The sequence below is a fragment of the Belnapia arida genome (assembly GCF_016773205.1).
In the GTDB taxonomy this organism is placed as follows: Bacteria; Pseudomonadota; Alphaproteobacteria; order Acetobacterales; family Acetobacteraceae; genus Belnapia; species Belnapia arida.
The window spans coordinates 1191122-1217253 of record NZ_JAETWB010000001.1 but is presented as its reverse complement, the minus strand read 5'-3'; the positions used below and the strand labels follow the sequence as shown (position 1 = coordinate 1217253).

The following is a 26132-nucleotide window of genomic DNA, read 5'->3' as shown; positions in this document are numbered from 1 at the left end:
GGCGCCCGTCCATCGCCGGCCTTGACCGCAGCGGCGGCTTCGCGGCCTAAAAGCGGAAACAGGGAGGTCCAACCATGCTGACCCGCCGCACCGTGCTCGGCACGGGGCTCGTCCTCGCCGCGCCCGCCATCGCCCAGCCTGCCTGGCCGAACGGCCCTGTCCGCCTCGTCGCCCCCTTCCCGCCCGGCGGCAGCGTCGATGCCATCTCGCGCCTGTTGCAGCCGCATCTCTCGGCGGCGCTCGGCGTGCCGGTCGTCGTCGAGAACAAGGCCGGCGCCTCGGGGGCGATCGGCACGCGCGACGTGGCCCGCTCGGCGCCGGACGGCAACAGCTGGGTGCTGGTCTTCGACACCCATGCGGTGAACCCGGCGCTGATCTCCAACCTCGGCTTCGACACGCAGAAGGACCTGGCGCCGGTGCTGCTGATCGGCACCTCGCCCATGGTCATCACCGCCTTCCATACGCGGCCCTGGCGGGACTTCCCCGCCCTGGTGGCGGCGGCCAAGGCGAAGCCGGAGACGGTTACCTACGGCACCATCGGCAACGGCTCCCTCGCGCATCTGACGATGAAGCTGGTGGAGAAGGAGGCGGGGATCAGCCTCGTCCACGTCCCCTATCGCGGCGGCGGGCCCCTCGGCGTCGCCGCCTCCGCCGGCGAGGTCGACCTGCCGACGGCGACGGGCACGATCTTCGTCCCCCAGCTCGAGGCCAAGGCGATCCGCCCGCTGGCCAGCACCGGAACGAAGCGCTCCACCGTCGCCCCCGATGCGCCGACGCTCACGGAACTCGGGGTGAAGGTGACGGCGGAGGCCTTCTGGGGCGTGCTCGGCCCGGCGGCGACGCCGGCGCCGATCCGCGCCCGCTTCGAGGCGGCGCTACGCGAGGCGCTGAAGGTCCCCTCCGTGCTGGAGCGGCTGACCGGAACGCTCGGCGTCGATGTCGACCCGAAGGGCCCGGCCGACTTCGCCGCCTTCCTAGACCGGCAGATCGGGACCTGGGGCCGCGTCGTCCACGAGAACGGCATCCGGCCCGATTGAGGCGCCGCCGCATCCTCCACCCCCGAATGGGCCGGGTCTTGGAGGAGCGCGGGATCGCCGCCGACCAGAGCAGCCTCCGTCCGACCGTGCTCGCGGACGCCGCTCCGGCTCTTCGTTCGAACGACCCAGTTACCCGCCCGGGCGAGCCCGGCCGCCCGGGGTTTGCTCTCGCCCCGCTTGACCGCAGCCGCGCGGCGCGGTCCCATCGGCTTATCAAGTGGGAGAGAACGCGATGCGCGCCTGGGCCGTGGTCGAGACGGGACAACCGTTGCAGGAAATCGAGATGCCGACGCCCGAGCCGAAGGGCGCCGAGGTGCTGCTCGAGGTGACGCATGCCGGCGTCTGCCATTCCGATCTGCATATCTGGGAAGGCGAGTATGACCTCGGCAGCCGCGGCAAGATGCGGCTGACCGACCGCGGCGTGAAGCTGCCGCTCGCCATGGGGCATGAAATCGTCGGCCGGGTCGTCAAGCTCGGGCCCGAGGCCGCGAACCAGGGCAGCAAGGTCGGCGACATCCGCGTCGTCTACCCCTGGGTCGGCTGCGGCAAATGCGCCATCTGCCAGCGCGACGAGGAGAATATGTGCCTCAACGGGCGCAGCCTCGGCGTCTACCAGAACGGCGGCTACGCGACGCATGTGCTGGCGACGCATGTGAAGCACCTGATCGACATCGAGGGCGTCGACCCCTCGCTCGCCGCGACCTATGCCTGCTCCGGCGTCACCGTCTATTCGGCGGTCAACAAGCTGCTGCCGCTGGAGCCTGACGAGCCGGTGGTGCTGGTCGGCGCCGGCGGTCTCGGGCTGAACGCCATCGCCATCCTGAAGGCGCTCGGCCATCGCCGCATCTGCGTGGTCGATGTCGCCGAGGACAAGCTGGCGGCCGCCAAGAAGCAGGGCGCCAGCGACACCGTGCTCGCCTCGGGCGAGGACACCACCCAGCGCATCATTGAGGCCTGCGGCGGGCCGGTGGCGGGCGTGGTCGACCTGGTGAACGGCACCCAGACCGCGCGCTTCGCCTTCGATGCGCTGCGCAAGGGCGGCAAGCTGGTGCAGGTCGGGCTGTTCGGCGGCGAGATGAACATCCCGCTGCCCCTCATGCCGATCAAGGCGCTGACGGTCCAGGGCAGCTATGTCGGCAACGTCAAGGAGCTGCGGGCGCTCATCGACATCGCCAAGCAGGGCCAGATCCCGCCCATCCCGGTCGAGAACCAGCCGCAGCGCAATGCCGATGCCGTGCTGCACCGGCTGAAGGAGGGCAAGATCACCGGCCGCGTGGTGCTCGTCGCCGGGTAGGCGGCGTCACCCTTCCTCCGGGATGTCCCAGGTCTCGCCCCAGCGGTCGAGGAAGGTGATGTCCCGGAGTGGGCCGCGCCCGACCGGCCCGAAGCGGCCCATCGGATAACCGATGGGCAGGATCGCATAGGAATGCACGCCGGGGGGCAGGCCGAGCGCCGCCTCCGCTTCCTTCTCATAAAGCAGGTGCCGCGTCGTCAGCGTCGCACCCAGGCCAAGCGCCCGCGCCGCCAGCAGTATGTTCTGCACCGCCGGGTAGATCGAGGCGCCGGACCACCGCGTCGGCTTTTCCTCGGCGATGCAGGCGACGATCCAGACCGGCGCCTCGTGGAAATGCTCCGTCAGGTACTCGACCGCGGCATGCTGCCTTGCGTAGCGCTCCGCCGTGACGCCGGGCGGCGGCGCGCTGCCGGCGTAGCGTGGGCCGATCACCTCGTCATAGGCGCGCTTGTACCAGACCTGCACGGCCTTCTTCACCGCCGGGTCCTTCACCACGAGGAACCGCCAGCGCTGGGTGTTGCCGCCATTCGCGGCCGAGGCGCCGGCGCGGAGGATCTTGGCGATCAGCGCATCCGGCACCGGATCCGGCTTCAGCCTGCGCATGGCGCGGGTGCTGTGCAGGATCTCGAAGAGTTCGGTCATGACAGGCTCCTCCATGGCCGGCGAGCCTGTCATGGCCCGGTCACAGCGGCCAAGGGGCGCCGGTGACGGGCTCACCCGGCGGGTCCGGCAGGGCGGGGATGGCGGCGATGGCCCGCTCATGCTCGCCGGGCCGGCCGCGATATTCCTCCGGCGCCTGCCCCGGCGGATAGGCGCCGACCACCAGCAGGTCCGGGCTGGCGCCGAGGTTGCGGTGCCCCGTGCCGGCCGGCAACACCACCACATCGCCCGCTTCGAGATCGAGCGCCTGCCCCCGCTCCCCGCCCAATATCACCTGCACCCGGCCCCGGGCGATCGCCAGCGCCTCATGCGCATTCGGATGGTAGTGGTGATAGGGGTAGATGCCGTTGCGCCAGGCCGGCGGCCAGCCATGCCGGGCGAAGAGCGCCTCGGCCGCCTCCGGCCCGCCCGCGGGCACCGCACCGCGGAACAGCAGCACGGGCAGGCGCGGGTTGTTCGGGATGGTGCCGTCATCGGCGAAGACCAGCAGTTCCGGGCTCATCGGCGCCTCCTTGTTGCTGGCATGAAAACGCGTTGTCACGGAAACCCGTTCCAATGCGGCGCAGCCGCGATAAGCTTCCATGCCTGAGGGAGGGACTGACATGTCAGGACTGATCAGGCTCCGGGGCTTTATCCAGGCCATGACCCGGCTGGCCGATTCCGGGGCTGGGGAGGCCCGCTGGCTGACCGAAGGGGCCGGGCTGTTGCGCGGCCTGGTCGCGAAGGACGACTGGCTGCCGGCGGAGATGGCCGAGGCCGGGCCGACCTACCGACAATACCTGCTGCATTGCGATCCGACGGAGCGCTTCTGCGTCGTCAGCTTCGTCTGGGGGCCGGGGCAGCGCACGCCGGTCCACAACCACACCGTCTGGGGCCTGGTCGGCATGCTGCGGGGCGAGGAGGTCTCGACCGAGATGCGGCCGGGCCCGGTCGGCGGGCCGATGCGCCCGGGCCAGGTGGACCGGCTGCGGCCCGGCGAGGTAGTGCCGGTTTCGGCCGATACCTACGACATCCATGTGGTGGAGAACGCCTTCGCCGACCGCGTGAGCATCAGCATCCATTGCTATGGCGGCAATATCGGCGCCATCGCCCGCAGCGTCTTCGACCCGGCAACGGGGGCGGCGCGGCCCTTCATCTCCGGCTACCACAACAAGGCGGTGCCCAATCTCTGGGACCGCAGCCAGGAACTGGCGGCCTGAGGCTGTTGGCGGCGCGGCGTGCCCTCGCTATCACCGCGTCATGCAAGACATGCCCGAAGGACAGGCCATGACCGAGACCCTGCCGGACCGCCTGGCGACCGACCCCCGCAGCCCCTTCCACGATGCCGCACTGCTCGCGCGCGGCATCGGCATCCGCTTCAACGGGGCGGAGAAGACCAACGTGGAGGAATACTGCGTCAGCGAGGGCTGGGTGCGGGTCGCGGTCGGCAAGACGCTCGACCGCAAGGGAAACCCGATGACCATCAGGCTGAAGGGGACAGTCGAGCCCTATCTCAAGGCCGAATGAGCCGGGCGGGGGGCGGTACCGCCCCCCCTGCCCTGCCTTACAGCTTCACCTTCAGCCAGTTGCCGATCTCGCCGACGATGCCGCGGCGGAAGGCGAGCACGCAGATGACGAAGATCACGCCCTGGATCACCGTCACCCAGGCGCCGAGCTCGGCCAGGTAGTTCTGCATCGTCACGATCACCGCCGCACCCACGACCGGGCCGAAGACGGTGCCAAGGCCGCCGACCAGCGTCATCAGCACCACTTCGCCCGACATCGACCAATGCACGTCGGTCAGCGTGGCGATGCCGAAGACGATCGACTTGGTCGCCCCCGCCACGCCGGCGAGGCCGGCGGAGAGGATGAAGGCGAGCAGCTTGTAGTCGTCCGTCCGGTAGCCGAGCGAGATCGCCCGCGGCTCGTTCTCGCGGATCGACTTCAGCACCATGCCGTAGGGCGAGTGGATGATCCGGTGGATCATCAGGAAGCCCAGCAAGAAGATGCCGGCGACGACCCAATAGAGCGTCAGGTCCCGGTCGAGCGGGACGACGCCGAACAGGCTGCCGCGCGGGATGGCCTGGATGCCGTCCTCGCCCCCGGTGAAGGGCAGCTGCACGCAGAGGAAGTAGATCATCTGCGCCAGCGCCAGGGTGATCATGGCGAAGTAGATGCCCTGGCGGCGGATCGCCACCCAGCCGGCGACGGCGCCGAGCAGCGCCGCCGTCACGCCGCCGGTGATGATGGCGAGCTCCGGCGTCAGCCCCCAGACCTTCGCCGCATGGCCGGCGAGGTAGCCGCCCATGCCGAAATAGGCGGCGTGGCCGAAGCTCAGCAGCCCGACATAGCCGATCAGCAGGTTGAAGGCGCAGGCGAAGAGGGCGAAGCAGAGCAGCTTCATCAGGAAGACGGGGTAGAGCAGGAAGGGCCCGATGGCGAGCACGGCCAGCATCACCCCGAGCGCCCCGAACTGCGCCCGCGAGAAGCCCCAGATGCCGTGATTCTCGGCCGCAGGGGCCGGGATCGAGTTGGCGGTGATGGCGGTGGAATCGGCCATGTCAGGCCCTCCCGAACAGGCCGGCGGGCCGTGCCAGCAGCACGATCGCCATGATGACGAAGATGACGGTTGCCGAGGCCTCCGGGTAGAAGACCTTGGTCAGCCCCTCGACGATGCCGAGGCCGAAGCCGGTGATGATGGACCCGAGGATCGAGCCCATCCCCCCGATCACCACCACGGCGAAGACGACGATGATCAGGTTGGTGCCCATCTGCGGGTTCACCGAATAGATCGGCGCCGCCAGCACCCCGCCGATGGCCGCCAGCGCCACGCCGAAGCCGTAGGTCAGCGTCACCATGCGGGGGACGTTGACGCCGAAGGCCTGAACCAGCGGCGCATTCTCGGTCGCCGCGCGGAGATAGGCGCCAAGCCGCGTCTTCTCGATCAGCAGCCAGGTGGCAAGGCAAAGGATGAGGGCCGCGATCACCACCCAGCCGCGATAGATCGGCAGGAACATGAAGCCGAGGTCCCAGGCGCCCTGAAGCTCGGGCGGGATGCGGTAGGGCAAGCCGGAGGAGCCGAACTGGTTGCGGAACACGCCCTCGATGATGAGGCCGAGGCCGAAGGTCAGCAGCAGGCCGTAGAGGTGGTCGAGCTTGTAGAGCCGGCTGATCATCAACCGCTCCAGCACCACGCCGGTGAAGCCGATGATGATGGGCACCAGCAGCAGCGCCCACCAGTAGTTCAGCCCGGCCCATTCGAGCAGCATCCAGGCGGCGAAGGCGCCCATCATGAACTGCGCGCCATGGGTGAAGTTGATGATGTTGAGCAGGCCGAAGATCACCGCCAGCCCCAGCGACATCATCGCATAGAAGGCGCCGTTGATGAGGCCGAGCAGCAGCTGCCCGAAGAGCAGCGGTGCGGGGATGCCGAAGATGTCTTCCATGCGGCGTGGGAGTCCTTAAGTTCGAACGAAGGGGCAGCCGCCTTCGGCGAGCGGGCGGGCGGCCTCCTCGGCCGGGGTGGTGGCGACCAGTTTATGCACGTCGAAGGGGCCACGGCTCTCGGCCGGGGACTTCACCTGGAAAAGATAGCCGGGCGTCAGCTTGCGTCCATCCTCGCGGATGCGCCCCGGCCCGAAGGCGTCGTCATCGGTCGGCATCGCCTTCATGCGGTTGACGACCTCGAGGCCCGAGGCGCGGGCGCGCTCCAGGCCAAGATCCTTCACCGCCTTCAGGTAATGCAGCGTGACGCCGTAGCAGCCGGCGCAGGAAGCATGGACCACGGCGCCCTGCCGCTTGCCCTTCACCCGCTCGGCGAAGGCGCGAGTGCGGTCGTTGAGGTCCCAGTAGAAGCTCTCCGTCATCAGCAGCCCCTGCGCCTCGGGCAGGCCGAGGGCGATGCTGTCGACGACCGTCATCAGCAGGCAGGCAAGCTTCACCCCGCTCCGCAGCAGGCCGAATTCCCGTGCCTGCTTGATGCAGTTGATGAGGTCCGCCCCGGCATTGGCGAGGCCGATGACCTTGGCGCGCGAGGACTGCGCCTGGAGCAGGAAGGAGGAGAAATCCGTCGTCGCCGGGAAAGGGTAGCGCGCGGCGCCGAGCACCTTGCCGCCCGCCGCCTCGACGAAGCGCGAGGTATCGGCCTGCAGCGCATGGCCGAAGGCGTAGTCGGCCGTGATGAAGAACCAGCTATCGGCGCCCTGCTTCACCAGCGCATCGCCGGTGCCCTTGGCGAGCATGTAGGTGTCGTAAGTGAACTGGATGCTGTTCGGACTGCATTGCGCTCCGGTGAAGACGGTGGAGCCGACGCCCGAGCCGAGCACCACCTTGTTCTTCTCCCGCGCGATGCCGGAGACGGCCAGCGCCACGGCGCTGTTCGGCAGGTCGACGATCGCCTCGACGCCCTCGCGGTCGAACCACTGCCGGGCGATGTTGGCGCCGACATCCGGCTTGTTCTGGTGGTCGCCGACGATCACCTCGACCGCCATGCCGGTCGCCGCCGAAAACTCCTCCGCCGCCTGCCGGGCGCCGGCGAAGCTGCCGGGGCCCGTCAGGTCGCGGTAGGGGCCGGACATGTCGGTGAGGACGCCGAGGCGCAAGGCCCCCCCCTGCGCCCTCGCCCGGCCGCCGGCCAAGGCGAGGCCGCTGCCGGCCAGCAACACGTCGCGGCGGTGCAGCGGCATCGCCCTTAGCTCCGCACGAGGGAGCAACCACCCTCGTTCATCGGGCGGAAGGCTTCCTCGGCCGGGGTGGTCTGGAGCAGCTTGTAGTAGTCCCACGGCGCCTTGCTCTCGGCCGGCGACTTCACCTCGAACAGGTAGGAGGGGCAGAGCTTGCGCCCATCCGCGCGGATGCTGCCCGGGCCGAAGGCGTCGTCGTCGCAAGGCATCGCCTTCATCCGGTTGACGACATCAACGCCCGAGGCCTTGGACGCGGCGACGCCCATATCGGCCACCGCCTTGAGGTAGTGCAGCGTACAGGAGTAGTTGGCGATGGAGGCCATGTTCGGCTTCACATCGCGGAGGCGCGGGCGCAGCCGCTCCGTCACCGCACGGGTGCGGTCGTTGAGGTCCCAGTAGAAGCTCTCGGTCAGCACCAGCCCCTGCGCCGTCTGCAGGCCGATCGCATGCACGTCGGGCAGGAACATCAGCAGCGCCGCCAGCTTCACCCCGCGCCGGGTGATGCCGAACTCGGCCGCCTGCTTGATGCTGTTCACCGTGTCCGCGCCGGCATTGGCGAGGCCGATGACCTTGGCCCGCGAGGCCTGGGCCTGGACGAGGAAGGAGGAGAAGTCCGAGGTCGCCGGGAACGGGTACTTGACGCTGCCATTCACCTTGCCGCCGGCGGCCCTGACGAAATTCGTCGTATCCCGCTCCAGCGCATGGCCGAAGGCGTAGTCGGCGGTGATGAAGAACCAGCTGTCGCCGCCCGCCTTCACCATCGCGCCGCCGGTCGACTTCGCCAGCATGTAGGTGTCGTACATCCAGTGCACCGTGTTCGGGCTGCACTGGGCGCCGGTGAGGTCGGAGGTCGCCGAGCCGGTGTTGATATAGGCCTTGTTCTTCTCGCGAGCGACGTTGTTGACCGCGAGCCCGACCGAGGAGGTCGGCACGTCGATGATGAGGTCGACGCCCTGGTCGTACCACTGCCGAGCGATATTGGCGCCGACATCGGGCTTGTTCTGGTGGTCGGCGGAGATCACCTCGACGGCGAAGCCCTTGTCGCCGAATTCCTGCACCGCCTGCTTCGTGCATTCGATGCCGTAGGGGCCGGAGATGTCGCGGTAGACGCCCGACTGGTCGTTCAGTACGCCGATGCGGATGGTGTTGGCGGCCTGCGCCCGGCCGAGGCGCGGCAGGGCGGGCATCAGCGTGGCGCCGACCGTGGCGGTCAGCAGGCTGCGGCGGGTCGGGGTCATCGCTTTCTCTCGCTTCCTTGTCAGCTACGCACCAGCGGGCAGCCGCCTTCGTTCAACGGGCGGAAGGCCTCGCCGGCCGGGGTGGATTGCAGGACCTTGTAGTAGTCCCAGGGGCGCTTCGATTCCGCCGGAGACTTCACCTCGAGCAGGTAGGAGGGGCAGATCTTCCGCCCGTCGGCGCGGATGGACCCTGCCCCGAAGGCATCGTCCTCCGTCGGCATCGCCTTCATCCGGTTGACCACCTCGGTGCCGGAGGCCTTGGCGGCCGCCACGCCCATCGCCTGCACCGCACGCAGGTAGTGCAGCGTCGCCGAGTAGCAGCCGGCATGGATCTGGTTGGGGTAGAGGTTGGGCATCTTCGGCAGCACGCGCTGGGTGAAGGCGCGGGTGCGGTCGTTAAGGTCCCAGTAGAAGCTCTCGGTGCAGACCAAGCCCTGCCCCGTCTCGAGGCCGATGGAATGCACGTCGGTGATGAACATCAGCATCGCCGCGAGCTTGGTGCCGCGCTTGGTGATGCCGAACTCCGCTGCCTGCTTCACGCAGTTGATGGTGTCCGACCCCGCATTGGCGAAGCCGATCACCTTGGCCCGCGAGCTCTGCGCCTGGACGAGGAAGGAGGAGAAGTCCGTCGTAGAAGGGAAAGGCGTCCGCACCGCGCCGAGAACGCGGCCGCCCGAGGCCCTGACGAAATTGCTGGTGTCCCGCTCAAGCGCATGGCCGAAGGCGTAGTCGGCCGTGATGAAGAACCAGGTATCGCCGCCCGCCTTCACCATGGCACCGCCGGTCGACTTCGACAGCATGTAGGTGTCGTAGGACCAATGGACCATGGTCGGCGCGCATTGCGCCCCGGTGAGGTCCGAGGTCGCCGAGCCGCAGTTGATGTTCACTTTGTTCTTTTCGCGGGCGACGTTGTTCACCGCGAGGCCGACCGAGCTGGTCGGCACGTCGAGGATCATGTCGACGCCCTGGTCGTACCACTGCCGTGCCAGGTTCACCCCGACATCCGGCTTGTTCTGGTGGTCGGCGAAGATCAGCTCGACATTGAAGCCCTGCTGGCCGAATTCGGCGATCGCCTGCTGCGCGCAGGCGACGGAGCCGGGGCCGGTATTGTCCTTGTAGGTGCCGGACATGTCGTTCAACACGCCGATCCGGATGGTATTCGCCGCCTGGGCGCGCGCCAACCGCGGCAGCGATGTCGCCGCGGCGGCCATGGCGCCGGTTGCGAGCAGCCCTCTCCTCGTGATCGTCATGTCCGTCTCCCTGCTGGCGGGGCCGGGCGATGCATCGCCGCCCGGTCTCCCATGGTCCTTGTCCTAGCTGCGGACGAGCGGGCAGCTGCCCTCGTTGACCGGGCGGAAGGCCTCCTCCGCCGGCGTCGTCTGCAGCAGCTTGTAGTAGTCCCAGGCGCCCTTGCTCTCGCCCGGCGCCTTCACCTCGAAGAGATGAGCCGGATGCAGCTTGCGCCCGTCCTCGCGGATGCGGCCTGCGCCGAAGCAGTCGTCATCCGTCGGCATCGCCTTCATCCGGGTGACGGTCCCTGCGCCGTCCTGCTTCGCCTGCGCCGCGCTCATATCGGCCGCGGTCTTCAGGTAATGCAGCACCGCGCTGTAGCAGCCGGCATGCGACATGGCGGGCATCGACCCCGCCAGATGCGGCTTCACCCGGTTGGTGAAGGCGCGGGTGCGGTCGTTGAGGTCCCAGTAGAAGGTCTCGGTCAGCACCAGCCCCTGCGCCGCCTGCAGGCCGAGCGCATGCACGTCGTTCAGGAACATCAGCAGCACGGCGATCTTGGTGCCGCGCCGGGTGATGCCGAACTCGGCCGCCTGCTTCACCGTGTTGACGGTATCCGTCCCCGCATTGGCCAACCCGATGACCTTGGCGCGCGAGGATTGCGCCTGCACCAGGAAGGAGGAGTAATCGGTGTTGCTCAGCGGGTGCCGCACGCCGCCGACGACGCGGCCGCCCGCCGACTTGACGAAGTTGGTGGTGTCCCGCTCCAGCGCATGACCGAAGGCATAGTCGGCCGTGAGGAAGAACCAAGTGTCGCCGCCCGCCTTCACCATGGCGCCGCCGGTGGACTTGGCCAGCATGTAGGTGTCGTAGGTCCAGTGGACGGTGTTCGGCGAGCATTGCGCGCCGGTCAGGTCCGCCGTCGCCGAGGTCGAGTTGAGGTAGACCTTGTTCTTCTCCCGCACCACGCCGGCGACCGCGAGACCGACCGCGCTGTTCGGCACGTCGACGATGACGTCGACGCCGTCGCGGTCCATCCATTGCCGTGCGATGTTGCTGCCGACATCGGGCTTGTTCTGGTGGTCGCCGACGACGACCTCGACATTGAAGCCGCGGCTGCCGAAATCCTGGATCGCCTGGCGGACGCAGGCAACCGAGGTCGGGCCGGAGATGTCGCGGTAGACGCCGGACTGGTCGTTCAGCACGCCGATCTTCAGCGTCGGCGTCCCTTGGGCGTGGCCCGCCCGCGCAAGGGCGAAGGGGGCAACGGCGGCGCCGGTCAGCAGGCTGCGGCGATCAAGCGACATGATGGTCGGGCTCCTGGAAGCGAAATCAGACACCGAGATATTCGTGCAGCCGGCCAAGTGAGGCGTTCAACTCGTCATTGCGGACCATGTCGACGACGCGGCCATGCTCCATCACGTAGTGACGGTCGGCGACGGTCTGGGCAAAGCGGAAATTCTGCTCGACCAGCAGCACGGTGAAGCCGCGCGCCTTGATCTCGCGGATCATGGCGCCGATCTGCTGCACGATGACCGGGGCCAGCCCTTCGGTCGGCTCGTCGAGCAGCAGCAGGTTGGCGCCGGTGCGGAGGATGCGGGCGATCGCCAGCATCTGCTGCTCGCCGCCGGAGAGCTTGGTGCCCTGGCTGTTCGCCCGCTCCTTCAGGTTCGGGAAGAGCTTGTAGATCGTGTCGAGCTCGAGGCCACCCGGCTTCACCACGGGCGGCAACATCAGGTTCTCGGTGACGTTGAGGCTGGCGAAGATGCCGCGCTCCTCGGGACAATAGCCGATGCCGGCGCGGCCGATGATGTCAGAGCGGAGGTTGATCGTCTCCCGCCCCTCGAAGCGGATGCTGCCCGCGCGCCGGCCGGTGAGGCCCATGATCGCGCGCAAGGTCGTCGTCTTGCCGGCGCCGTTGCGGCCGAGCAGCGTCACCACCTCGCCCGGGTTCACGTCGATATCGACGCCGTGCAGGATGTGGCTCTCGCCGTACCAGGCCTCGAGCTTGCGGACTTCGAGCAGCGGCGCGCCGGTGCTGCCGGGGCGGGCGCGTTCCAGGGTCTCAGCCATGGGCCATCGCTCCTTCCGGGGAAGCTTCGGTTCCGAGATAGGCGGCGATAACGTCGGGATTGCGCGACACCTCGCCATAGTCGCCCTCGGCGAGGACGCTGCCGCGGGCGAGGACGGTGATGCGGTCGCACAGGCCGGAGACGACCTTCAGGTTGTGCTCGACCAGCAGCACGGTGCGGCCGGCCGCGACTCGCTTCACCAGCGCTACGATGCGGTCCACATCCTCATGCGCCATGCCGGCGGTCGGCTCGTCGAGCAGCATCATCGCCGGGTCCATGGCCATCGTCGTCGCGATCTCGAGCGCACGCTTGCGGCCATAGGGCAGCTCGCCCGCCTGCAGCCGGGCATAGCCGGTGAGGCCGACATCCTCGAGCAGCGCCATGGCTCGGTCGTCGAACTGCCGCAGCAGCCCCTCGGAGCGCCAGAAGTCGAAGCTGCCGCCGCGCTGCCGCTGCAGCGCCACCCGCACATTCTCCAGCACCGAGAGATGCGGGAAGACGGCCGAGATCTGGAAGCTCCGCACCAGGCCGAGGCGCGCCACCTCGGCGGGCTTCATGCCTGTGATGTCGCGGCCGTCGTAGCGGATCGTCCCGCGGGTCGGCTGGAGGAATTTGGTCAGAAGGTTGAAGCAGGTGGTCTTGCCGGCACCGTTCGGCCCGATCAGGCCATGGATGCTGCCGCGCCTGACCTTCAGGGATACGCCGTTGACGGCGACGAACCCCCGGAATTCCTTCGTCAGCCCCTCGGTTTCCAGGATGGAATCTGTCACCCGGATCGTTCTCCCCGTTGCGTCCCTGATGGCGCCGTCGTTGCGGCTAGGTATGGCCGCGCCGCGCGCCGGATGCAAGGGAGGCTGCGGCTTTCGGCCCGTTCCGATCGCGTTATCAGCTACCCGATCAGCCTCGCAGCCGGAGCGCGAGCGACGGATCGTCCGTGGCAATGGCATCCATCCCGAGCGCGAAGCCGCACCGTATGCTTGCCTCGTCATTCGTGCCCCAGGCGCTGACCCCGAGCCCGGCAGCGCGGAACGCGGCGACCGAGGCCGCGTCCCAGTCGGCGATGGTGAGGCCGAACTCGTCCGCATGGCAGGCGCGGGCGAGGGCGATCGCGCCCTCAGGCCCCATGCCGTGCCAGGGCCGACTGCCCATCAACAGCACGCGCCGCTGGAAGCCGCCAGCGGCGGCCGCGGCAGCCACGGTCATCGGCTCGAAGCTCATCAGCACGGTGCGGTCGCGCATCCCGGCGGCATCGAGCACCGCGAGGCAGGCCGGCACGAGTCCGGGATAGGGATGGCCCGTGCCATCCGCCTTGATCTCGAGGCGGAGGATGCGCCCCGCCTCCCGCACCAAAGCCACGACCTCGGCAAGGCCCGGCACCCCCTCTCCGTCCGTGCCCTTGAGCCTCAGCCGGCGCAGCGCCGCCATGGACTGGACACGAACCGGTCCGGTACCGTCGGTGGTGCGGTCGAGCGTGGCGTCATGGATAACGGCGACCTCGCCATCGGCGGTGAGATGGACGTCGATCTCGAGTTGCTCCGCCGGCAGGGCAAGGGCCCGGCGGAAGGCGAGCAGGCTGTTCTCCGGCCAGAGGATCGCCCCGCCACGATGGCTGGCGATCTGGGTTCCTATGCGTCCAGCAGCCATACCGAGAAGAGCCCCTCCGCATCCGTCCAGTGGCGGCTTATGCGCCAGCCGGCCGAGGCGGCCAAGCCGGCGAGGCGCTCGGGGCGGTATTTGTGGCTGCTCTCGGTATGGATGGTCTCGCCCTCGGCAAAGTGGATGGTGCGGCCCGCGAGCCGGACGGTCTGCGCCCGCTCGGCAACCAGATGCATCTCGATCCGCTCCAGCGCGGCGTTCCAGACGGCGCGATGACGGAAGGCGCCGATGTCGAAATCCGCACCGGCCTCGCGGTTCAGCCGGTGCAGGAGGTTGAGATCGAAGGCGGCCGTGACGCCCTCCGCGTCGTCATAGGCGGCTTCCAGCACGGCAGGCGCCTTCACCAGATCGGCGCCGAGCAGCAGCCGTGCCCCGGCCCCCAGCGTCATCCGCGCCCGCCGAAGGAAGCCAACGGCTCCCTCTGGCTCGAAATTGCCGATGGTGGAGCCGGGGAAGAAGCCGAGCCGCGGCGCGGCGCCGAGCCGCTTCGGCAAGGCGAAAGGCATGGTAAAATCGGCCACGACCGGCAGCACCGGCAAGCCAGGCCGCGCGAGGGCAACCCGGCTTGCCGCCTCCTCCAGCCATTCCGGGGCGATGTCGACCGGGACATAGGCGGCAGGCCGGTTGAGGACAGCGAGCAGCAGCGCCGCCTTGGCGCCGTCGCCCGGCCCGAATTCGACGACGGCACGGCCGGGCCCGACTGCTTCGGCGATGGAGGCAGCCTCCTCGGTCAGGATCCGGACCTCGGTTCGCGTCGGATAGTATTCCGGAACGCGGGTGATGGCTTCGAAAAGCCGGCAGCCTTCCGCGTCGTAGAGCCATTTGCAAGGCAGCGTCTTGCGCGGGGCGGTGAGGCCGGCCAGCGCATCGGCGATGAGGGCGGCGCGTTGCCCAGCTGGCGCATCCATCGCGGCGCTCACGCCGCATCCTCCGCCAGGCGCAGGCCAGTGAACTGCCATCGCGCATCGGGCGGGAAGAAATTGCGGTAATTGGGCCTCGCATGGCCCGGCGGCGTGGCGAGGGAGCCACCGCGCAGCACCATCTGGCCGATCATGAACTTGCCGTTGTACTCGCCGACCGCGCCCTCCCAGGGACGGAAGCCCGGATAGGGACGATAGGCGCTGCCGGTCCACTGCCAGGCAGTGTCGGCGGCCTGTTGCAGGCCCGGCAGGCCACAGGCTGCCTCCCATTCCGCCTCGGTCGGCAGGCGGCGGCCGGCCCAGCGGGCATAAGCCTCCGCCTCGTACCAGCAGATGTGGCGAACCGGGGCGGCAGGATCGATCGGATGAAGTCCGGCGAGGGTGAACTGGCTCCACCCGCCCTCCCGGCGGTGCCAGTAGAAGGGTGCCTGCCACGCCTCGGCCTGAGCCCGGGCCCAGCCCTCGCTCATCCAGAGCGTCGCGGTGCGGTAGCCGCCATCGGCCATGAAATCCAGCCACTCACCATTGGTCACCAACCGGTCGGCGATGCGGTAGGGATCGAGCCAGACCTTGTGGCGCGGCGCCTCGTTATCGAAAGCGAAGCCCCCGCCGGCGCTGCCGATCTCACGGATGCCGTCCGGCCCGTCGAGCATGCGGGCCGGGCCGGAAGCGGCGGCGGGCTCCCGCCAGCCCGTGTCATAGGCTGGCAGCAGCGGGTTCTGCGACAGAGCGTGCAGGATGTCGGTCAGCAGCAACTCCTGATGCTGCTGCTCGTGCTGCAGGCCAAGCTCGACCAGCGGCAGGGTTTCGGCCGGCGCCTTCTCCAGCAGCCGAGCCATGGCGGCATCGACATGGGCGCGATAGGCGCCGACCTCCGAGGCAGAGGGCCGCGTCAGCATCCCGCGCTTCGGTCGGGCATGACGCGGGCCGGCGGCCTCGTAGTAGGAGTTGAAGAGGAAGGCGAACTCCTCGCGGAAGCGACGATAGCCCGGCAGATGCGGCAGCAGCAGGAAGGTCTCGAAGAACCAGGTGACATGCGCCCGGTGCCACTTGGCCGGGCTGGCATCCGGCATGGATTGAATGGTCTGGTCCTCAGGCGAGAGCGGCGCGGCGAGCATCTCGGTATGGTCACGGATGGCAGCGTAGCGGTCGGCCAGGGCGGAGGCGCGGGTATCGAGGAGGGTCATCGGCGTTCCTGCTTCCTTATCCCGCGAGACGCAGCCGGAACGGCCCAAAGGGGCCGACGGTTCCGCTGAGATGGGGCTCGCTTCGCGCCTGCCCGGCCGAAGGTTACCAGAAGCCTAACCGTCCTCCATGACGTTTTATCGAGCGCCCTCCTCCCAGGCCCAGCGCAAAGCGGCAGCGAGGCCGCGGGCGAAGCGCGGCGCATCGGTGAGCGGCGAGGCGGCGACCCGCTCGCGCATCCCCGCCCGCAGCGCGGCGAGCGCCGGCAGATCCCGCGCCCGGACGATCGCCTGCGTCACATATTCCTCCGCATCCGCCACCGCCCAGTCTGCGAGACCCACATTGCTCAAGTGGCTGAGCGCATGCCGGGCGCAGAAGCTGTCCCCCGCCCTGGCGAGAACGGGAACGCCCATCCACAGCGCCTCGCACACCGTCAATCCTCCGGTATAGGGAAAGGGGTCGAGCGCGATGTCGATTCCGCCATAGGCCGCCATGAGGTCGCGATGAGGCATGCCGCCTTCCAGCGCAACCCGCGCCATCGGCAGCCCGCCCGCGGCGAGCCGCGCGCCAGTGCGCGCCCGCGTCTCAGGCTCGCTGAGGCTATGGGTACGCAGCACCAGCCGCGCCTTCGGCAGCGCGGTGAGGATGCGCGCCCAGGCTGCGAGCACCGGCACCGTCAGCTTGGCCAGGTTGTTGAAGCAGCCGAAGGTGACGGCGCCGTGGTCGAGCGCCGGCGAGGCCGCCACCGGCGGGGCATAGGGCGGCGGCAGGTAGCAGACATAGCCGTCCGGCAGGCGCAGCAGGCGCTCGGTGTAGTGGGGTTCGAAGCCAGGCGGCGTCTCCCAGCGATCGGTTAGCATCCAGTCGCAGCCATCGAGGCCAAGCGTCGAGAATTGCGCGCCGACCCACTTCACCTGCACCGGCGCCGGGCGGTGCTGCAGCACGAAGGGCCGGCCACCCTCGCCATAGCCGCCAAGCTCGATGAGAATGTCGATACCGTCCTCGGCGATCTGCGCAGCGATGGCGGCATCCTCCAGCGCGCCAACCTCGCGCCAGCGGGCGCAGCGCGCGCGGAAGCGGGCGGCGAGCGGGTCCGCCCGCGGCTTGAGCGAATAGGCCGTCAGCTCGAACTCGCGCTCCGGCAGCGCCTCCAGCCCGGCCAGCGTCAGCCATCCGACCGGATGTTGGCCGAGGCCGCCCGACAGCAGCCCAAGCCGGAGCCGCCCGCCGCGCGGCCGGTGCCGTGTGGCGACCCGTGCCACGGGCGGCAGCGCAGCGCTAATCGCTTCGGCCGCGGCGCGCAGGTTGGCGGCGGTGCCCGCAACGGGGTGATAGGGCAACACGGCCATCCGGTTGACCAGCGCAGCCACACCTCCCCCAACCAGCGAGGCATCGGCGGCAGCAAGCGCCGCCTCCTGCTCGCCGATGGTGTTGAATGCCAGGGCTTGGTTCTGCAACAGGGTGGGGTGCGGCCCGAAATCGGCGATGGCGGCTGCCAGGATATCGAGCATGGCGGAGAGGCGGTTGGCCTTCCACAGCACCGTTGCCAGCCGGTTGCGGAGGTCGAGATCGGCGGGCCGCGCCGTGATCGCGGCGCGGAGCGTCACCTCCGCTTCCGTCGTCAGCCCGGCATCGGCCAAGGCATGGGCCAGAGCGGCGAGAATCTCCGGCGAGGCCGGCGCCAGGAGCTGGGCAGTGCGCAGTTCGGCGAGGGCCGCACCGGGCCGGCCATCGGCCTCATGCACGCAGGCCGCAGCGAGAGGCCAGCCTGCGGCGAAGGGCTCCGCCTCCGCGCTGGCACCGATCTCGGCGAGTGCCACCTCGGCACCCCACGCGGCAATGCCGGCCTCGGCGAAGAGGCGGGCCGCGGCCGCATGGCCCGGACTGGCTGCGAGCACCATGGCGGCCCCCATGGCCGCAGCCTCCGCCTGGCCTTCGGCAAGATCCAGGCGAGCCACCGCCAGGACGAGTTCCGGCTCCTCCGCATCGATCCGACGAGCCGCGGTGAGCAGCGCGCGGGCCTCCACCGGATCATCGACCAGGCCCGCAAGGGCGGCATGGGCCGGCACGTGGCGCGGGTCGCGGGCCAGGGCGATGCGGAACAGGGCCAGGGCGTCGGCGGTCTCGCCACGCAGCCCGGAGATGGTGCCGAGGCGGAAGGCCGGCTCCGCCTGCTCTGGCAGCGCCGTCATGGCCGCTCGCAGATGCGGCTCCGCCTCGGCAAGGCGGCCGAGTGCATGCAGCGCAAGACCGAGATTAAGTCGGGCCCAGGCCCCCTGCACCGGATCGTCGAGCGCGGCCGTCAGCGGCCCGAGCGCCGCCTCCGTCCTGCCGGCCCGTAACGCTTCCAGCCCGGCATGATAGGCGAGCGCGCTCATCAGCACGGCATCCGCCGGGCGAGGATCAGCATGCCCTCGACCGCATGGTCGGTCTCGAGACGCAGTGCCTCCTCGCGCTGCTCGATCACGGCGAGCCCGGCCTCGGCAAGGCAGCGGGCGACATAGTCGGGCGCATGGGCGTAGCGGCCTGAGGGGCCGAGCCGCCAGGACCCCTCTCCCGCTGCCAGCCGCTCCAGGCTGAAGAGCAGCGCGCCGTCCGGCGCCAGGGTCTTGCCGCAAAGGCGCAGCACCTCCTCCAGCCGGCCGAGATAGATGAAGACATCCGCGGCGACGATTAACGCCTGGGGCGGCAGGCCTTCACGCAGCGCGGCGGCGATGTCGGCCTGGCGCAGCCCGGCATAGAGATGCTTGGCCGCGGCCTGCTCCAGCATGCCGCGCGAGAGGTCGATGCCGGTCAGCGGCCCGCCCAGCAAATCCGCCAGCGCCACGCCGACGAGGCCCGTGCCGCAACCGAGATCGAGCACCGGGCCAAGCTTTGCCTCGCCGGCGGCGATGGCGGGCCAGTGCCGCTCCACCATCCGCCGCACCAGGCCCGGCACGCGGTACCCGAGGCCGATGAGCGACTGTTCGAAGCGCGGCGCATAGCCGTCGAAGAGCGCGGCGACATAGCTCTCCGTTGCCCGCTCCGTCCCCTCCCCTGCCGCCGCGGCGGCGAGATGGGCGAGATAGCCATTGCCGGGCGAGAGCCGCGCGGCCGCGGTGAAGTGCGGCGCCGCATCCGCCACGCGGCCGGCGGCGACCAGCGCATGGGCGAGGATGCTGTGCAGCGAGGCATCCGGGATGCCGGCGGCGAGGCCGGCCTCGGCCAGGGAGATGGCAGCGGCGCCATCCCCCGCGAGCAACGCGTTCTGCGCCTCCAGGGCGACGAAGCGCGGCCGGTCCGGCGCCTGGCTGCGGCATAGGGCGAATTGCTCGGCGGCCGCCTCATGCCGTCCCGCCAGCATGAAGGCCTGGCCGAAGCGGGCACGCAGGCCGATATCGGCGGGCGCAGCGCGCACCGCCTCGCCGAGGAACCAGATCGCCTCGTCGAAGCAGCGGCCTTCAAGCAAGGCGGCGCCGAGCAGGGCCTTGGCCGCGGGATCCCAGGGCGTCGCCATCACCGCCGCGGCGGCGTCGTCGATGCCGCCCTTCACCTGACCCCGGGCGAGGCGGATGCGGGCGCGGACCTGGCGGGCGGCAGACCATTCGGGGTCCGCGGCGAGGGCCAGGTCGGCTGCCGCCTCGGCTTCCGGCAGCCGTTCCAGCGCGGCGAACGCCTCGGCCTGCATCAGCGCGGCGGCAGGGGCAAGGCCGGGCAGGCGGGCGAGCCGGCCGAGCATCGGCAACGCTTCCGCTGGCCGACGGTCCTGCAGCAGCTGGCGGGCGCCGGCATGGAGGCGAGCGCCAAGCAGCGCATCGGGCGTGGCGACGACGCTCATCACATCCTCCCTCAGCGCCAGAGCGCGGCGGCGAAGTGGTCGTTCATCTCGGCGACGAAGTCGAGATCGGGCTCCTCCGTGCCGCATTCGCGCAGCACCGCCATGGCGACACCGGCGATGCTGGCGCGCAACTCGGTCGGCAGGGCATTGCTCGGGTCGATCACCGCGGCCTGCACGGCGTCCCAGAGACGGCGGTTATCGGCAACGGCGCGGGCACGGGCGAGCGGGCCGCCGTCACGGCTCTCGCGGATGGCGCGGTTGGCGCGGGCAAAGACCTCGGCTTCCATCTGCCGCGACGACAGCCGGCGGCGATAGGCGGCAGCGCCGCGATGGGCCTGGGTTTCGGTCTCGGAATCGGGGAACATGCGCAGCATTCCTTCCTGGAGGGGCGCGCCGCCTCAGCCTGGGGCCGGCCTCCTGCCGGCCTCGGCCCTCGCGTCAGCGGAACAGGCTCAGCAGCATCTGCGGCGCCTGGTTGGCAATCGACAGCGCCTGGGTGCCGAGCTGCTGGCGGATCTGGAGCGATTGCAGCGTGGCCGACTCCTTGGCCAGGTCGGCGTCGACCAGCGCGCCGATGCCGGTCTGCTGCGCGTCGATCTTCGACTTGTTGTAGTTGATCTGGCTGTCGACGAAGTTGGAGTAACTGCCGAAATTGTTCATCTGGCTGAGCGTGTTGGTGATGGCCTTCGAGATCGCGCCGGTCTTGGTCAGCGCGGCGGAGGCATCGCCCCGCGTCCAGGTATTCGCCGCCGAGACGGTGTTGAAGATGTTGGTCGTCGCCTTGTAGCCGCTGAAGGTATAGGTATCGCCCGCGCCGTTTCGTACCACCTGGTTGGCGAGGTTCATCGGGTCGTTCAACACGTTGGTGCCGTTGTATGTCGCGTCCTTGATGAAGGACTGGATGTTGTTCGTCAGCTCCTTCGCCTGCGCCTGGTACTGCGTACGCTGCTCGCCGGAGATGGTGCCGTCGGCCAGCTTCACCGCCACCGTTTGCAGCTTCTGCAGCGTCGTGGAGACGTTCTGCAGGCTGGCCGAGGTGACGTCGATCAGCCCCTTGGCGCCGCCGAGCTGCTCGTTGGCCGAGGTGTTGGCCGCGACCTCGCCGCGCACGCGCTCGGCGACGGCATAGGCGGCGCCGTCATCCTTGGCATCGGCCACTCGGTAGCCGGTGGAGATGCGCTTCTGCGTGACGGTGAGCGCTTCCGCGGTTTTGTTGAATGAGGCCAGCGCCACCTGGGCGCCGGTATTGGTGATGACCGAATTCAGCGGCATTTGGGTTTTCCCTCTGGTCGCTGGCCCGGTTCGTCCGGGACCATGCGAGCAGTCTCCGCCCCGGGAATGAAGACCCGGTTAAGGCGCCGCGCGGAAATTGCGTGCCTCATCCCGGCTCGAAGGCATGGGCGGCGATGTCGATGGCGAGCATCGCCGGGTCCAGCCCGGGCTTCGGCCGCAGCAGGGCAAGGGTCCCGGCGCTGCCGTCCAGGCTGAAATGCCGGAGCAGCGGCGCGCGGTAGGCGGCGCGGCTCCAGAAATCATGGACGATCACCACTGCGCCGGGCGCGAGCCGCGGCAGGCCGGCGAGGGCGCAGGCCACACGGAAGCGGCCATCGACCAGCACGGCATCGACCTCGCCGGCGGCCTCCCAGGGGTCGCGCCAATAGGCCGGCCAGCGCGGCAGGCTGGCGGGCTCGGCCGGGTAGCCCCAAGGACCGGTCGGGCCGATATCGACATGCAGCAGCCGAAGCCGCCCCGTTGCCATGGCGGGCCCATTGGCGGCGGCGACGCGCTCCAGCCAGGCGCGGTCGCTGTCGACGGACAGCAGGCGGGGCAGACCGGCGGCGAGCAGGAGGCGGGTGCTGCCGCCGCAGCCGAACTCCAGGCCAGCGCATCGGCCCGCGACCGCGGCGGCGAGCAGGGCCTGCTCCGCCGCGGTCATGGCGGGGTGCAGGCCCTCGGAGATGGCGTTCACGCGGCGGCTCCGTTCTGGGGCGCCGGCAGTTTCACCCCGCGAAGGTTAGCGAAGCACGAAGATCGCCGGGCTCAGGCGAAGACAACGTCGCCCGGCGCCAACGCAGCGATGCTTGGCAGGGTGAGGCTGTGGCCGGCGGCATCGAAGGTGATGGCGAGGCCGCCCGCTGCAGTCGGCGTGGTGACCAGGCTCTCGGCCGCGATTCCGGTGAAGACCAGGTGGTCGAGGCCAGAGGCGAAGTCCGCGACTGTCGCACCGCCGGCGCCGGCTGCGACCACCCATTGGTCCGCCCCGGCGCCGCCGGTGAAGATACCGCCACCGCTTCCCGCGCCGAGGCTGAAGACATCCGCGCCATCGCCGCCTTGCAGGCCCGCCGAGGCGGTGGCCGGCGCATGAATCGTGCCGTCCACGACGAGCCCATGCGCGCCGATCCAGACCGGCATGCCCTGGTCGTCATAGACGGCATTGCCACGGCCGCTGCCATCGGCGCCGGCGAGGCGCCCATTGCCATGGCCGTAGAACAGCCGCGCATCGGCCGGCACCGGCGCGGCGAATTCAAGCAGCAGCGTGCCGGGGCCGGTCACCGTCGCCGCACTGGCCTCGATCTTCGCCCCCGCCGCATCGCCGATCGCGGCCCAGCCCGTGCCGCGCGCGGCATCCGCGTCAAGCGGAGCAAGGCTGTGCGCGGCATCATGCGCGACGGTCAGGGCGAGCTGGCGGTCGCCGACGCGGCTCGCCTGCACCACTTGCGGCCCGAGATCGTCCACCTGGCCGCCGGCCAGCGCCACCGGCGAGCCGGGCTTGGCGTACTCGGCCCAGTCCTGGGCGAGGGAGAGGGCGAGGCGCTCGCCAGTCTGCATCCCGTCCGAGTTGGACTGGTGCGGCCCGCCATAGTCGCGCGTCCTCCAATCCGCATCAAGGTTGTTAAAGCTCATATCCGTATCCAGCGCGCGGGCGCCGATGCGGGCGTTGAAGGCCGGGTCGGCCGCCAATTCCTCCATGCCGATGCGAATCGCCTGGTGTCCGGCATCGCTCCCGTCGGAATAGGGAATGGCGCTGACGAAGTGGTAGGGCAGCGCCGCGGCATCCTGCCCATAGGCGGCGCGCAGCGCCGCGGCCTCGCCGCGGACAGCACTCTCCCACTCGGCCGGGCTCAGATGGGCGTCGCGACTGTCATACTCGCTGTGGAACCAGACGACGGCGGTCGGCTCCGCCTTTTGCGCCGCAGGCAAGTGGCCGACAAAGTCGAGCAGCCTTTGTTCGAGCCTGCCGGTGGCCCAGCCCTCGCCATCCGTGCCGGGCTTCAGCCAGTCGCCAAGCAGGGAAGTGCCGCTGAAGACGGTATTCCCGTTGCGGCCGTTGCTGGAATATTCAAGTTTGACTTCATCGGTGACGCCATCGAAGCCGAGTAACTCCTCGACCCGGTGTACCATCGCCTGGGCGCCGCCATTGTAGTCGCCCATGAGCTGGGCATTGGACTGGCCGCGGAACAGGACATTCAACTGCAATGCAATAACCTCACGATGTATCCAATTCAGGCCAGGAACGGCCAGAACGGGCGCCGTGATGGATCAATACTGCTGCAGGTTCTACACGCGATGCAGTGAGCGATTCAGGGTTGCAGCGCGGCGGACAGGATCGCCCGGGGCGCCGCCTCCCGCCCCACCTCCACCCGGAACAGCAGCTCAGCGGAAACCCAGGAGAGCGCCAGCGCCAGCATCCCGGCGAGGCAGGCCTCCTGCAACGGCCCGAGGCCGATCACGGTGATGCGGAGGCCGCCCTTGACCGGGCCTGGCCTTGGGCGGCCCGGCGGCGGCGGGATGTGGTTCGGGTCCAACGGGTCGATCATCGGCATAGGCCGATGTGAACAAATCCTGAACGTTGAATCAAGGGTTAATGTTCGTGGGACGTTCTCGTAGCATGTTCCAGTCTGACGCTATGGTCAGACGTCTTCGAAAACGCCTAAGAACAAAGACTTAATCTGCGCCTGTTCCATGCCTGTCACCGGTTAACCCACCTTCGGCAGCCGGATCCCCGTCAAGGCCTGGTAGGCGCGGATGACGAAGGCGTCGTCCTTCCCGCCATGCCCCTGCGCGCTCGCCGAGATGAAGAGCTGCTGCGCCTGCGCGGCCAGCGGCGCCGGGAAGGCCACCTCACGCGCCAGCTGCGTCACCAGCCCGAGATCCTTGACGAAGATATCGACCGCCGAGCGCGGCGCCTCGTCGCCCTCCAGCACATGCGGCATGCGGTTCTCGAACATCCAGGAATTGCCCGCCGCATTGGTGACGACATCGAACAGCGCCTGCGGCTCGATCCCCGACTTGATGCCGAGCGCCATCGCCTCCGCCGCGACGGCGATATGCACCCCGGCCAGCAACTGGTGCACCACCTTCATCGTGCTGCCGAGGCCGGGCGCCTCGCCGAGCGTCCAGACCTTCTTCGCCACCGCGGCGAAAACCGGCGCCGCCTTCGCCATCGCCGCCTGGCTGCCCGAGGCCATCACCGTCATCGCCCCGGCCCGCGCCCCGACCGCGCCGCCCGAGACCGGCGCATCGACGTAGAGGAAGCCCAGCCCCTCGGCCTTCGCCGCCAGCCGCCGCGCATCTTCCGGCGCCATGGTCGAGGAGACGATGAGCACCGCCCCGGGCGCCAGCCGCGGCACCGCGCCATCCGGCCCGAACAGCGCCGCCTCGGCCTGCCGCGCATTGACGACGAGAACGAGCACCGCTTCCGTCCCCTCCGGCAGTTCGGCGGCGCGGGCCGCGGCAGTGCCACCGGCGGCCGCGAGTTCAGCCCGCGCCACCTCGCGCGGATCGACGCCCGCCACCTGCATCCCCCCGACCTTCACAAGGCTCAGTGCGGCGCCCATCCCCATGCTGCCCAGACCGATCACCCCGACGCGCATGGCGCTGCCCTTCCCTGTCCGCTCCGGTGGCGAGGCTCGGGTGGCGCGGGTGCGGCGTCAAGCGCTAGCCTCCCCGCTCAACGAAGCGGAGGAAACGGCCATGAACCTGCACGCCATGCTGCGCCGCCGCGCGGCCGAGGGCCGGCCCGTCACCGTCGGGGTCATCGGCGCCGGGAAATTCGGCTCCATGTTCCTCGCCATGGCGGTTCGGAGGCCGGGCATCCAGGTCGCCGGCATAGCCGACCTCTCCATCCCCCGCGCCCGCGACGCCCTGGCCCGCATCGGCTGGGAGGCGGAGCGCCATGCCCCCGCCTCGCTCGACGCGGCGCTGGCCACCGGCGGTACCCATCTCACCGAGGATGCGATGGCGCTGATGGCCGAGCCGCGCATCGAGGTCATCGTCGAATGCACCGGCCACCCTGCTGCCGGCATCCGCCATGCCCTGGCCGCCATCTCCCACGGCAAGCACATCGTCATGGTCAATGTGGAGGCCGATGTTCTCGCCGGCCCGCTGCTCGCCGCTCGCGCCCGGCAGGCCGGCGTCGTCTATTCGCTCGCCTATGGCGACCAGCCGGCCCTGGTCTGCGAGCTGGTGGACACCATCCGCGCCATGGGCCTGCCCATCACCGCTGCCGGCAAGGGCACCAAGTACCTCCCCGCCTATCACGAGAGCACGCCTGAGACGGTCTGGGGGCATTACGGCCTGACCGAGGAGCAGGCGCGGCTCGGGGGGATGAACCCGCAGATGTTCAACTCCTTTCTCGACGGCACGAAGTCGGGCATCGAGATGGCGGCCATCGCCAATGCCACCGGCCTCGCGCCGCCGGAGGACGGGCTGAGCTTCCCGCCCTGCGGCACCCAAGATCTGCCCCGCGTCTTCGCCGGCGCCGGCGGCGTCGTCGAGGTGATTTCCTCCCTCGAGCGTGACGGCCGCCAAGTCCTCAATGACCTTCGCTGGGGCGTCTACGCCGTCTTCGAGGGAGAGACCGACTATATCCGCCGCTGCTTCTCGGAATACGGCGTGCATTGCGACCCCTCCGGCCGCTTCGCCGCCCTCTGGCGGCCCTACCACCTGATCGGGCTGGAACTCGGAGTCAGCATCGCCTCTGCGGCGCTCCGCCGCGAGCCGACCGGCGCCCCCGAGGCCTGGCGCGGCGATGTCGTGGCGACGGCCAAGCGCGACCTGGCCGAGGGCGAGGTGTTGGACGGCGAGGGCGGCGCCATGGTCTGGGGCAAGTGCCTGCCCGCGGAACGCTCCCTCGCCCTCGGCGCCCTTCCCATCGGCCTTGCCCATGGCGTGCGGCTCAAACGTTCGGTGCCACGCGGCGCACCGGTCGGCTGGGCGGACGTCGCCGTCGACGAGTCGAGCGAGGCCGTGCGGATCAGGCGGGAGATGGAAGCCGGCGCTTAGGTTAGGGCAACTTCACCGGTGTACGGCACGGGTGAAGTTGCCCCAGATACTGGTCTGGAGGGTAAACTAATCACCAC

The 26132-nt window shown here is 69.6% G+C and carries 26 protein-coding genes; 5 read left to right on the top strand and 21 right to left on the bottom strand.

Features of this window, described 5'->3' with window-relative positions:
- The first annotated feature begins 74 nt into the window (after positions 1 to 74).
- Complete coding sequence (locus JMJ56_RS05995) at positions 75 to 1037, top strand: Bug family tripartite tricarboxylate transporter substrate binding protein (RefSeq protein ID WP_202830651.1); 963 nt, start codon at positions 75 to 77, stop codon at positions 1035 to 1037.
- A 232-nt stretch (positions 1038 to 1269) separates the two neighbouring features.
- Complete coding sequence (locus tag JMJ56_RS05990) at positions 1270 to 2331, top strand: alcohol dehydrogenase (RefSeq protein WP_202830650.1); 1062 nt, start codon at positions 1270 to 1272, stop codon at positions 2329 to 2331.
- Positions 2332 to 2337: 6 nt separating this feature from the next.
- Here the strand turns inward: JMJ56_RS05990 and JMJ56_RS05985 are convergent, their stop codons facing one another.
- Both JMJ56_RS05985 and JMJ56_RS05980 read right to left on the bottom strand, forming a co-directional pair.
- Positions 2338 to 2973 (bottom strand): nitroreductase family protein, encoded by a 636-nt coding sequence (locus tag JMJ56_RS05985; protein ID WP_202830649.1) that lies wholly within the window; start codon positions 2971 to 2973, stop codon positions 2338 to 2340.
- Positions 2974 to 3013: 40 nt separating this feature from the next.
- Complete coding sequence (locus tag JMJ56_RS05980; RefSeq protein WP_202830648.1) at positions 3014 to 3493, bottom strand: cupin domain-containing protein; 480 nt, start codon at positions 3491 to 3493, stop codon at positions 3014 to 3016.
- 100 nt (positions 3494 to 3593) lie between these two features.
- On the opposite strand from JMJ56_RS05980, the gene JMJ56_RS05975 reads away from it, so the two are divergent.
- Both JMJ56_RS05975 and JMJ56_RS05970 read left to right on the top strand, forming a co-directional pair.
- Entirely contained in the window at positions 3594 to 4190 is a 597-nt protein-coding gene (locus JMJ56_RS05975) for a cysteine dioxygenase family protein (RefSeq protein ID WP_202830647.1), read from the top strand.
- Positions 4191 to 4257: 67 nt separating this feature from the next.
- Positions 4258 to 4497, top strand: a complete 240-nt coding sequence (locus JMJ56_RS05970) for a DUF3297 family protein (RefSeq protein WP_202830646.1) — start codon at positions 4258 to 4260, stop codon at positions 4495 to 4497.
- A 37-nt stretch (positions 4498 to 4534) separates the two neighbouring features.
- Here the strand turns inward: JMJ56_RS05970 and JMJ56_RS05965 are convergent, their stop codons facing one another.
- The 19 genes from JMJ56_RS05965 to ltnD form a co-directional block, all read right to left on the bottom strand.
- Positions 4535 to 5530: a branched-chain amino acid ABC transporter permease gene (locus tag JMJ56_RS05965; protein WP_202830645.1), complete on the bottom strand. Its 996-nt coding sequence runs from the start codon at positions 5528 to 5530 to the stop codon at positions 4535 to 4537.
- A 1-nt stretch (position 5531) separates the two neighbouring features.
- The gene (locus JMJ56_RS05960) at positions 5532 to 6416 is read right to left on the bottom strand and encodes a branched-chain amino acid ABC transporter permease (protein ID WP_202830644.1); all 885 of its coding nucleotides are present in this window, start codon (positions 6414 to 6416) and stop codon (positions 5532 to 5534) included.
- A gap of 15 nt (positions 6417 to 6431) precedes the next feature.
- Entirely contained in the window at positions 6432 to 7655 is a 1224-nt protein-coding gene (locus tag JMJ56_RS05955) for an ABC transporter substrate-binding protein (protein WP_202830643.1), read from the bottom strand.
- A 5-nt stretch (positions 7656 to 7660) separates the two neighbouring features.
- Positions 7661 to 8890 carry an ABC transporter substrate-binding protein gene (locus tag JMJ56_RS05950; RefSeq protein WP_202830642.1) on the bottom strand — a complete coding sequence of 410 codons (1230 nt, stop codon included), beginning with the start codon at positions 8888 to 8890 and terminating at the stop codon, positions 7661 to 7663.
- Between the two features lie 20 nt (positions 8891 to 8910).
- Positions 8911 to 10140, bottom strand: a complete 1230-nt coding sequence (locus JMJ56_RS05945) for an ABC transporter substrate-binding protein (protein WP_202830641.1) — start codon at positions 10138 to 10140, stop codon at positions 8911 to 8913.
- 63 nt (positions 10141 to 10203) lie between these two features.
- Positions 10204 to 11427: an ABC transporter substrate-binding protein gene (locus JMJ56_RS05940; RefSeq protein WP_202830640.1), complete on the bottom strand. Its 1224-nt coding sequence runs from the start codon at positions 11425 to 11427 to the stop codon at positions 10204 to 10206.
- Between the two features lie 25 nt (positions 11428 to 11452).
- Positions 11453 to 12193 (bottom strand): ABC transporter ATP-binding protein, encoded by a 741-nt coding sequence (locus JMJ56_RS05935; RefSeq protein WP_202830639.1) that lies wholly within the window; start codon positions 12191 to 12193, stop codon positions 11453 to 11455.
- Entirely contained in the window at positions 12186 to 12962 is a 777-nt protein-coding gene (locus tag JMJ56_RS05930; RefSeq protein WP_202830638.1) for an ABC transporter ATP-binding protein, read from the bottom strand. The genes JMJ56_RS05935 and JMJ56_RS05930 overlap by 8 nt, the downstream gene beginning before the upstream one ends.
- 127 nt (positions 12963 to 13089) lie before the next feature.
- Positions 13090 to 13836: a glycerophosphodiester phosphodiesterase family protein gene (locus tag JMJ56_RS05925; RefSeq protein ID WP_202830637.1), complete on the bottom strand. Its 747-nt coding sequence runs from the start codon at positions 13834 to 13836 to the stop codon at positions 13090 to 13092.
- Positions 13818 to 14768 carry an L-histidine N(alpha)-methyltransferase gene (egtD, locus tag JMJ56_RS05920; RefSeq protein ID WP_202830636.1) on the bottom strand — a complete coding sequence of 317 codons (951 nt, stop codon included), beginning with the start codon at positions 14766 to 14768 and terminating at the stop codon, positions 13818 to 13820. Before egtD ends, JMJ56_RS05925 begins: the two co-directional genes overlap by 19 nt.
- On the bottom strand, positions 14765 to 15955 hold the full coding sequence (egtB, locus tag JMJ56_RS05915; protein WP_202830635.1) for an ergothioneine biosynthesis protein EgtB: 1191 nt from the start codon (positions 15953 to 15955) through the stop codon (positions 14765 to 14767). The genes egtD and egtB overlap by 4 nt, the downstream gene beginning before the upstream one ends.
- Positions 15956 to 16090: 135 nt before the next feature.
- Positions 16091 to 18331: a tetratricopeptide repeat protein gene (locus JMJ56_RS05910; protein ID WP_202830634.1), complete on the bottom strand. Its 2241-nt coding sequence runs from the start codon at positions 18329 to 18331 to the stop codon at positions 16091 to 16093.
- The gene (locus tag JMJ56_RS05905; protein WP_202830633.1) at positions 18331 to 19770 is read right to left on the bottom strand and encodes a methyltransferase domain-containing protein; all 1440 of its coding nucleotides are present in this window, start codon (positions 19768 to 19770) and stop codon (positions 18331 to 18333) included. Before JMJ56_RS05905 ends, JMJ56_RS05910 begins: the two co-directional genes overlap by 1 nt.
- Positions 19771 to 19781: 11 nt before the next feature.
- Positions 19782 to 20135: a flagellar biosynthesis regulator FlaF gene (locus JMJ56_RS05900; protein WP_202830632.1), complete on the bottom strand. Its 354-nt coding sequence runs from the start codon at positions 20133 to 20135 to the stop codon at positions 19782 to 19784.
- Positions 20136 to 20208: 73 nt separating this feature from the next.
- Positions 20209 to 21042 carry a flagellin gene (locus tag JMJ56_RS05895; RefSeq protein ID WP_202830631.1) on the bottom strand — a complete coding sequence of 278 codons (834 nt, stop codon included), beginning with the start codon at positions 21040 to 21042 and terminating at the stop codon, positions 20209 to 20211.
- A 106-nt stretch (positions 21043 to 21148) separates the two neighbouring features.
- Positions 21149 to 21739 (bottom strand): class I SAM-dependent methyltransferase, encoded by a 591-nt coding sequence (locus tag JMJ56_RS05890; RefSeq protein WP_202830630.1) that lies wholly within the window; start codon positions 21737 to 21739, stop codon positions 21149 to 21151.
- 71 nt (positions 21740 to 21810) lie between these two features.
- Positions 21811 to 23247 carry a hypothetical protein gene (locus tag JMJ56_RS05885; RefSeq protein WP_202830629.1) on the bottom strand — a complete coding sequence of 479 codons (1437 nt, stop codon included), beginning with the start codon at positions 23245 to 23247 and terminating at the stop codon, positions 21811 to 21813.
- A 104-nt stretch (positions 23248 to 23351) separates the two neighbouring features.
- The gene (locus tag JMJ56_RS05880; protein ID WP_202830628.1) at positions 23352 to 23588 is read right to left on the bottom strand and encodes a hypothetical protein; all 237 of its coding nucleotides are present in this window, start codon (positions 23586 to 23588) and stop codon (positions 23352 to 23354) included.
- A 159-nt stretch (positions 23589 to 23747) separates the two neighbouring features.
- Complete coding sequence (gene ltnD, locus JMJ56_RS05875) at positions 23748 to 24644, bottom strand: L-threonate dehydrogenase (protein WP_202830627.1); 897 nt, start codon at positions 24642 to 24644, stop codon at positions 23748 to 23750.
- Between ltnD and JMJ56_RS05870 the strand changes: the two genes are divergently transcribed.
- Positions 24613 to 26055 (top strand): NAD(P)H-dependent oxidoreductase, encoded by a 1443-nt coding sequence (locus JMJ56_RS05870; protein ID WP_328702280.1) that lies wholly within the window; start codon positions 24613 to 24615, stop codon positions 26053 to 26055. The genes ltnD and JMJ56_RS05870 overlap by 32 nt on opposite strands.
- The last annotated feature ends 77 nt before the right edge of the window (positions 26056 to 26132 follow it).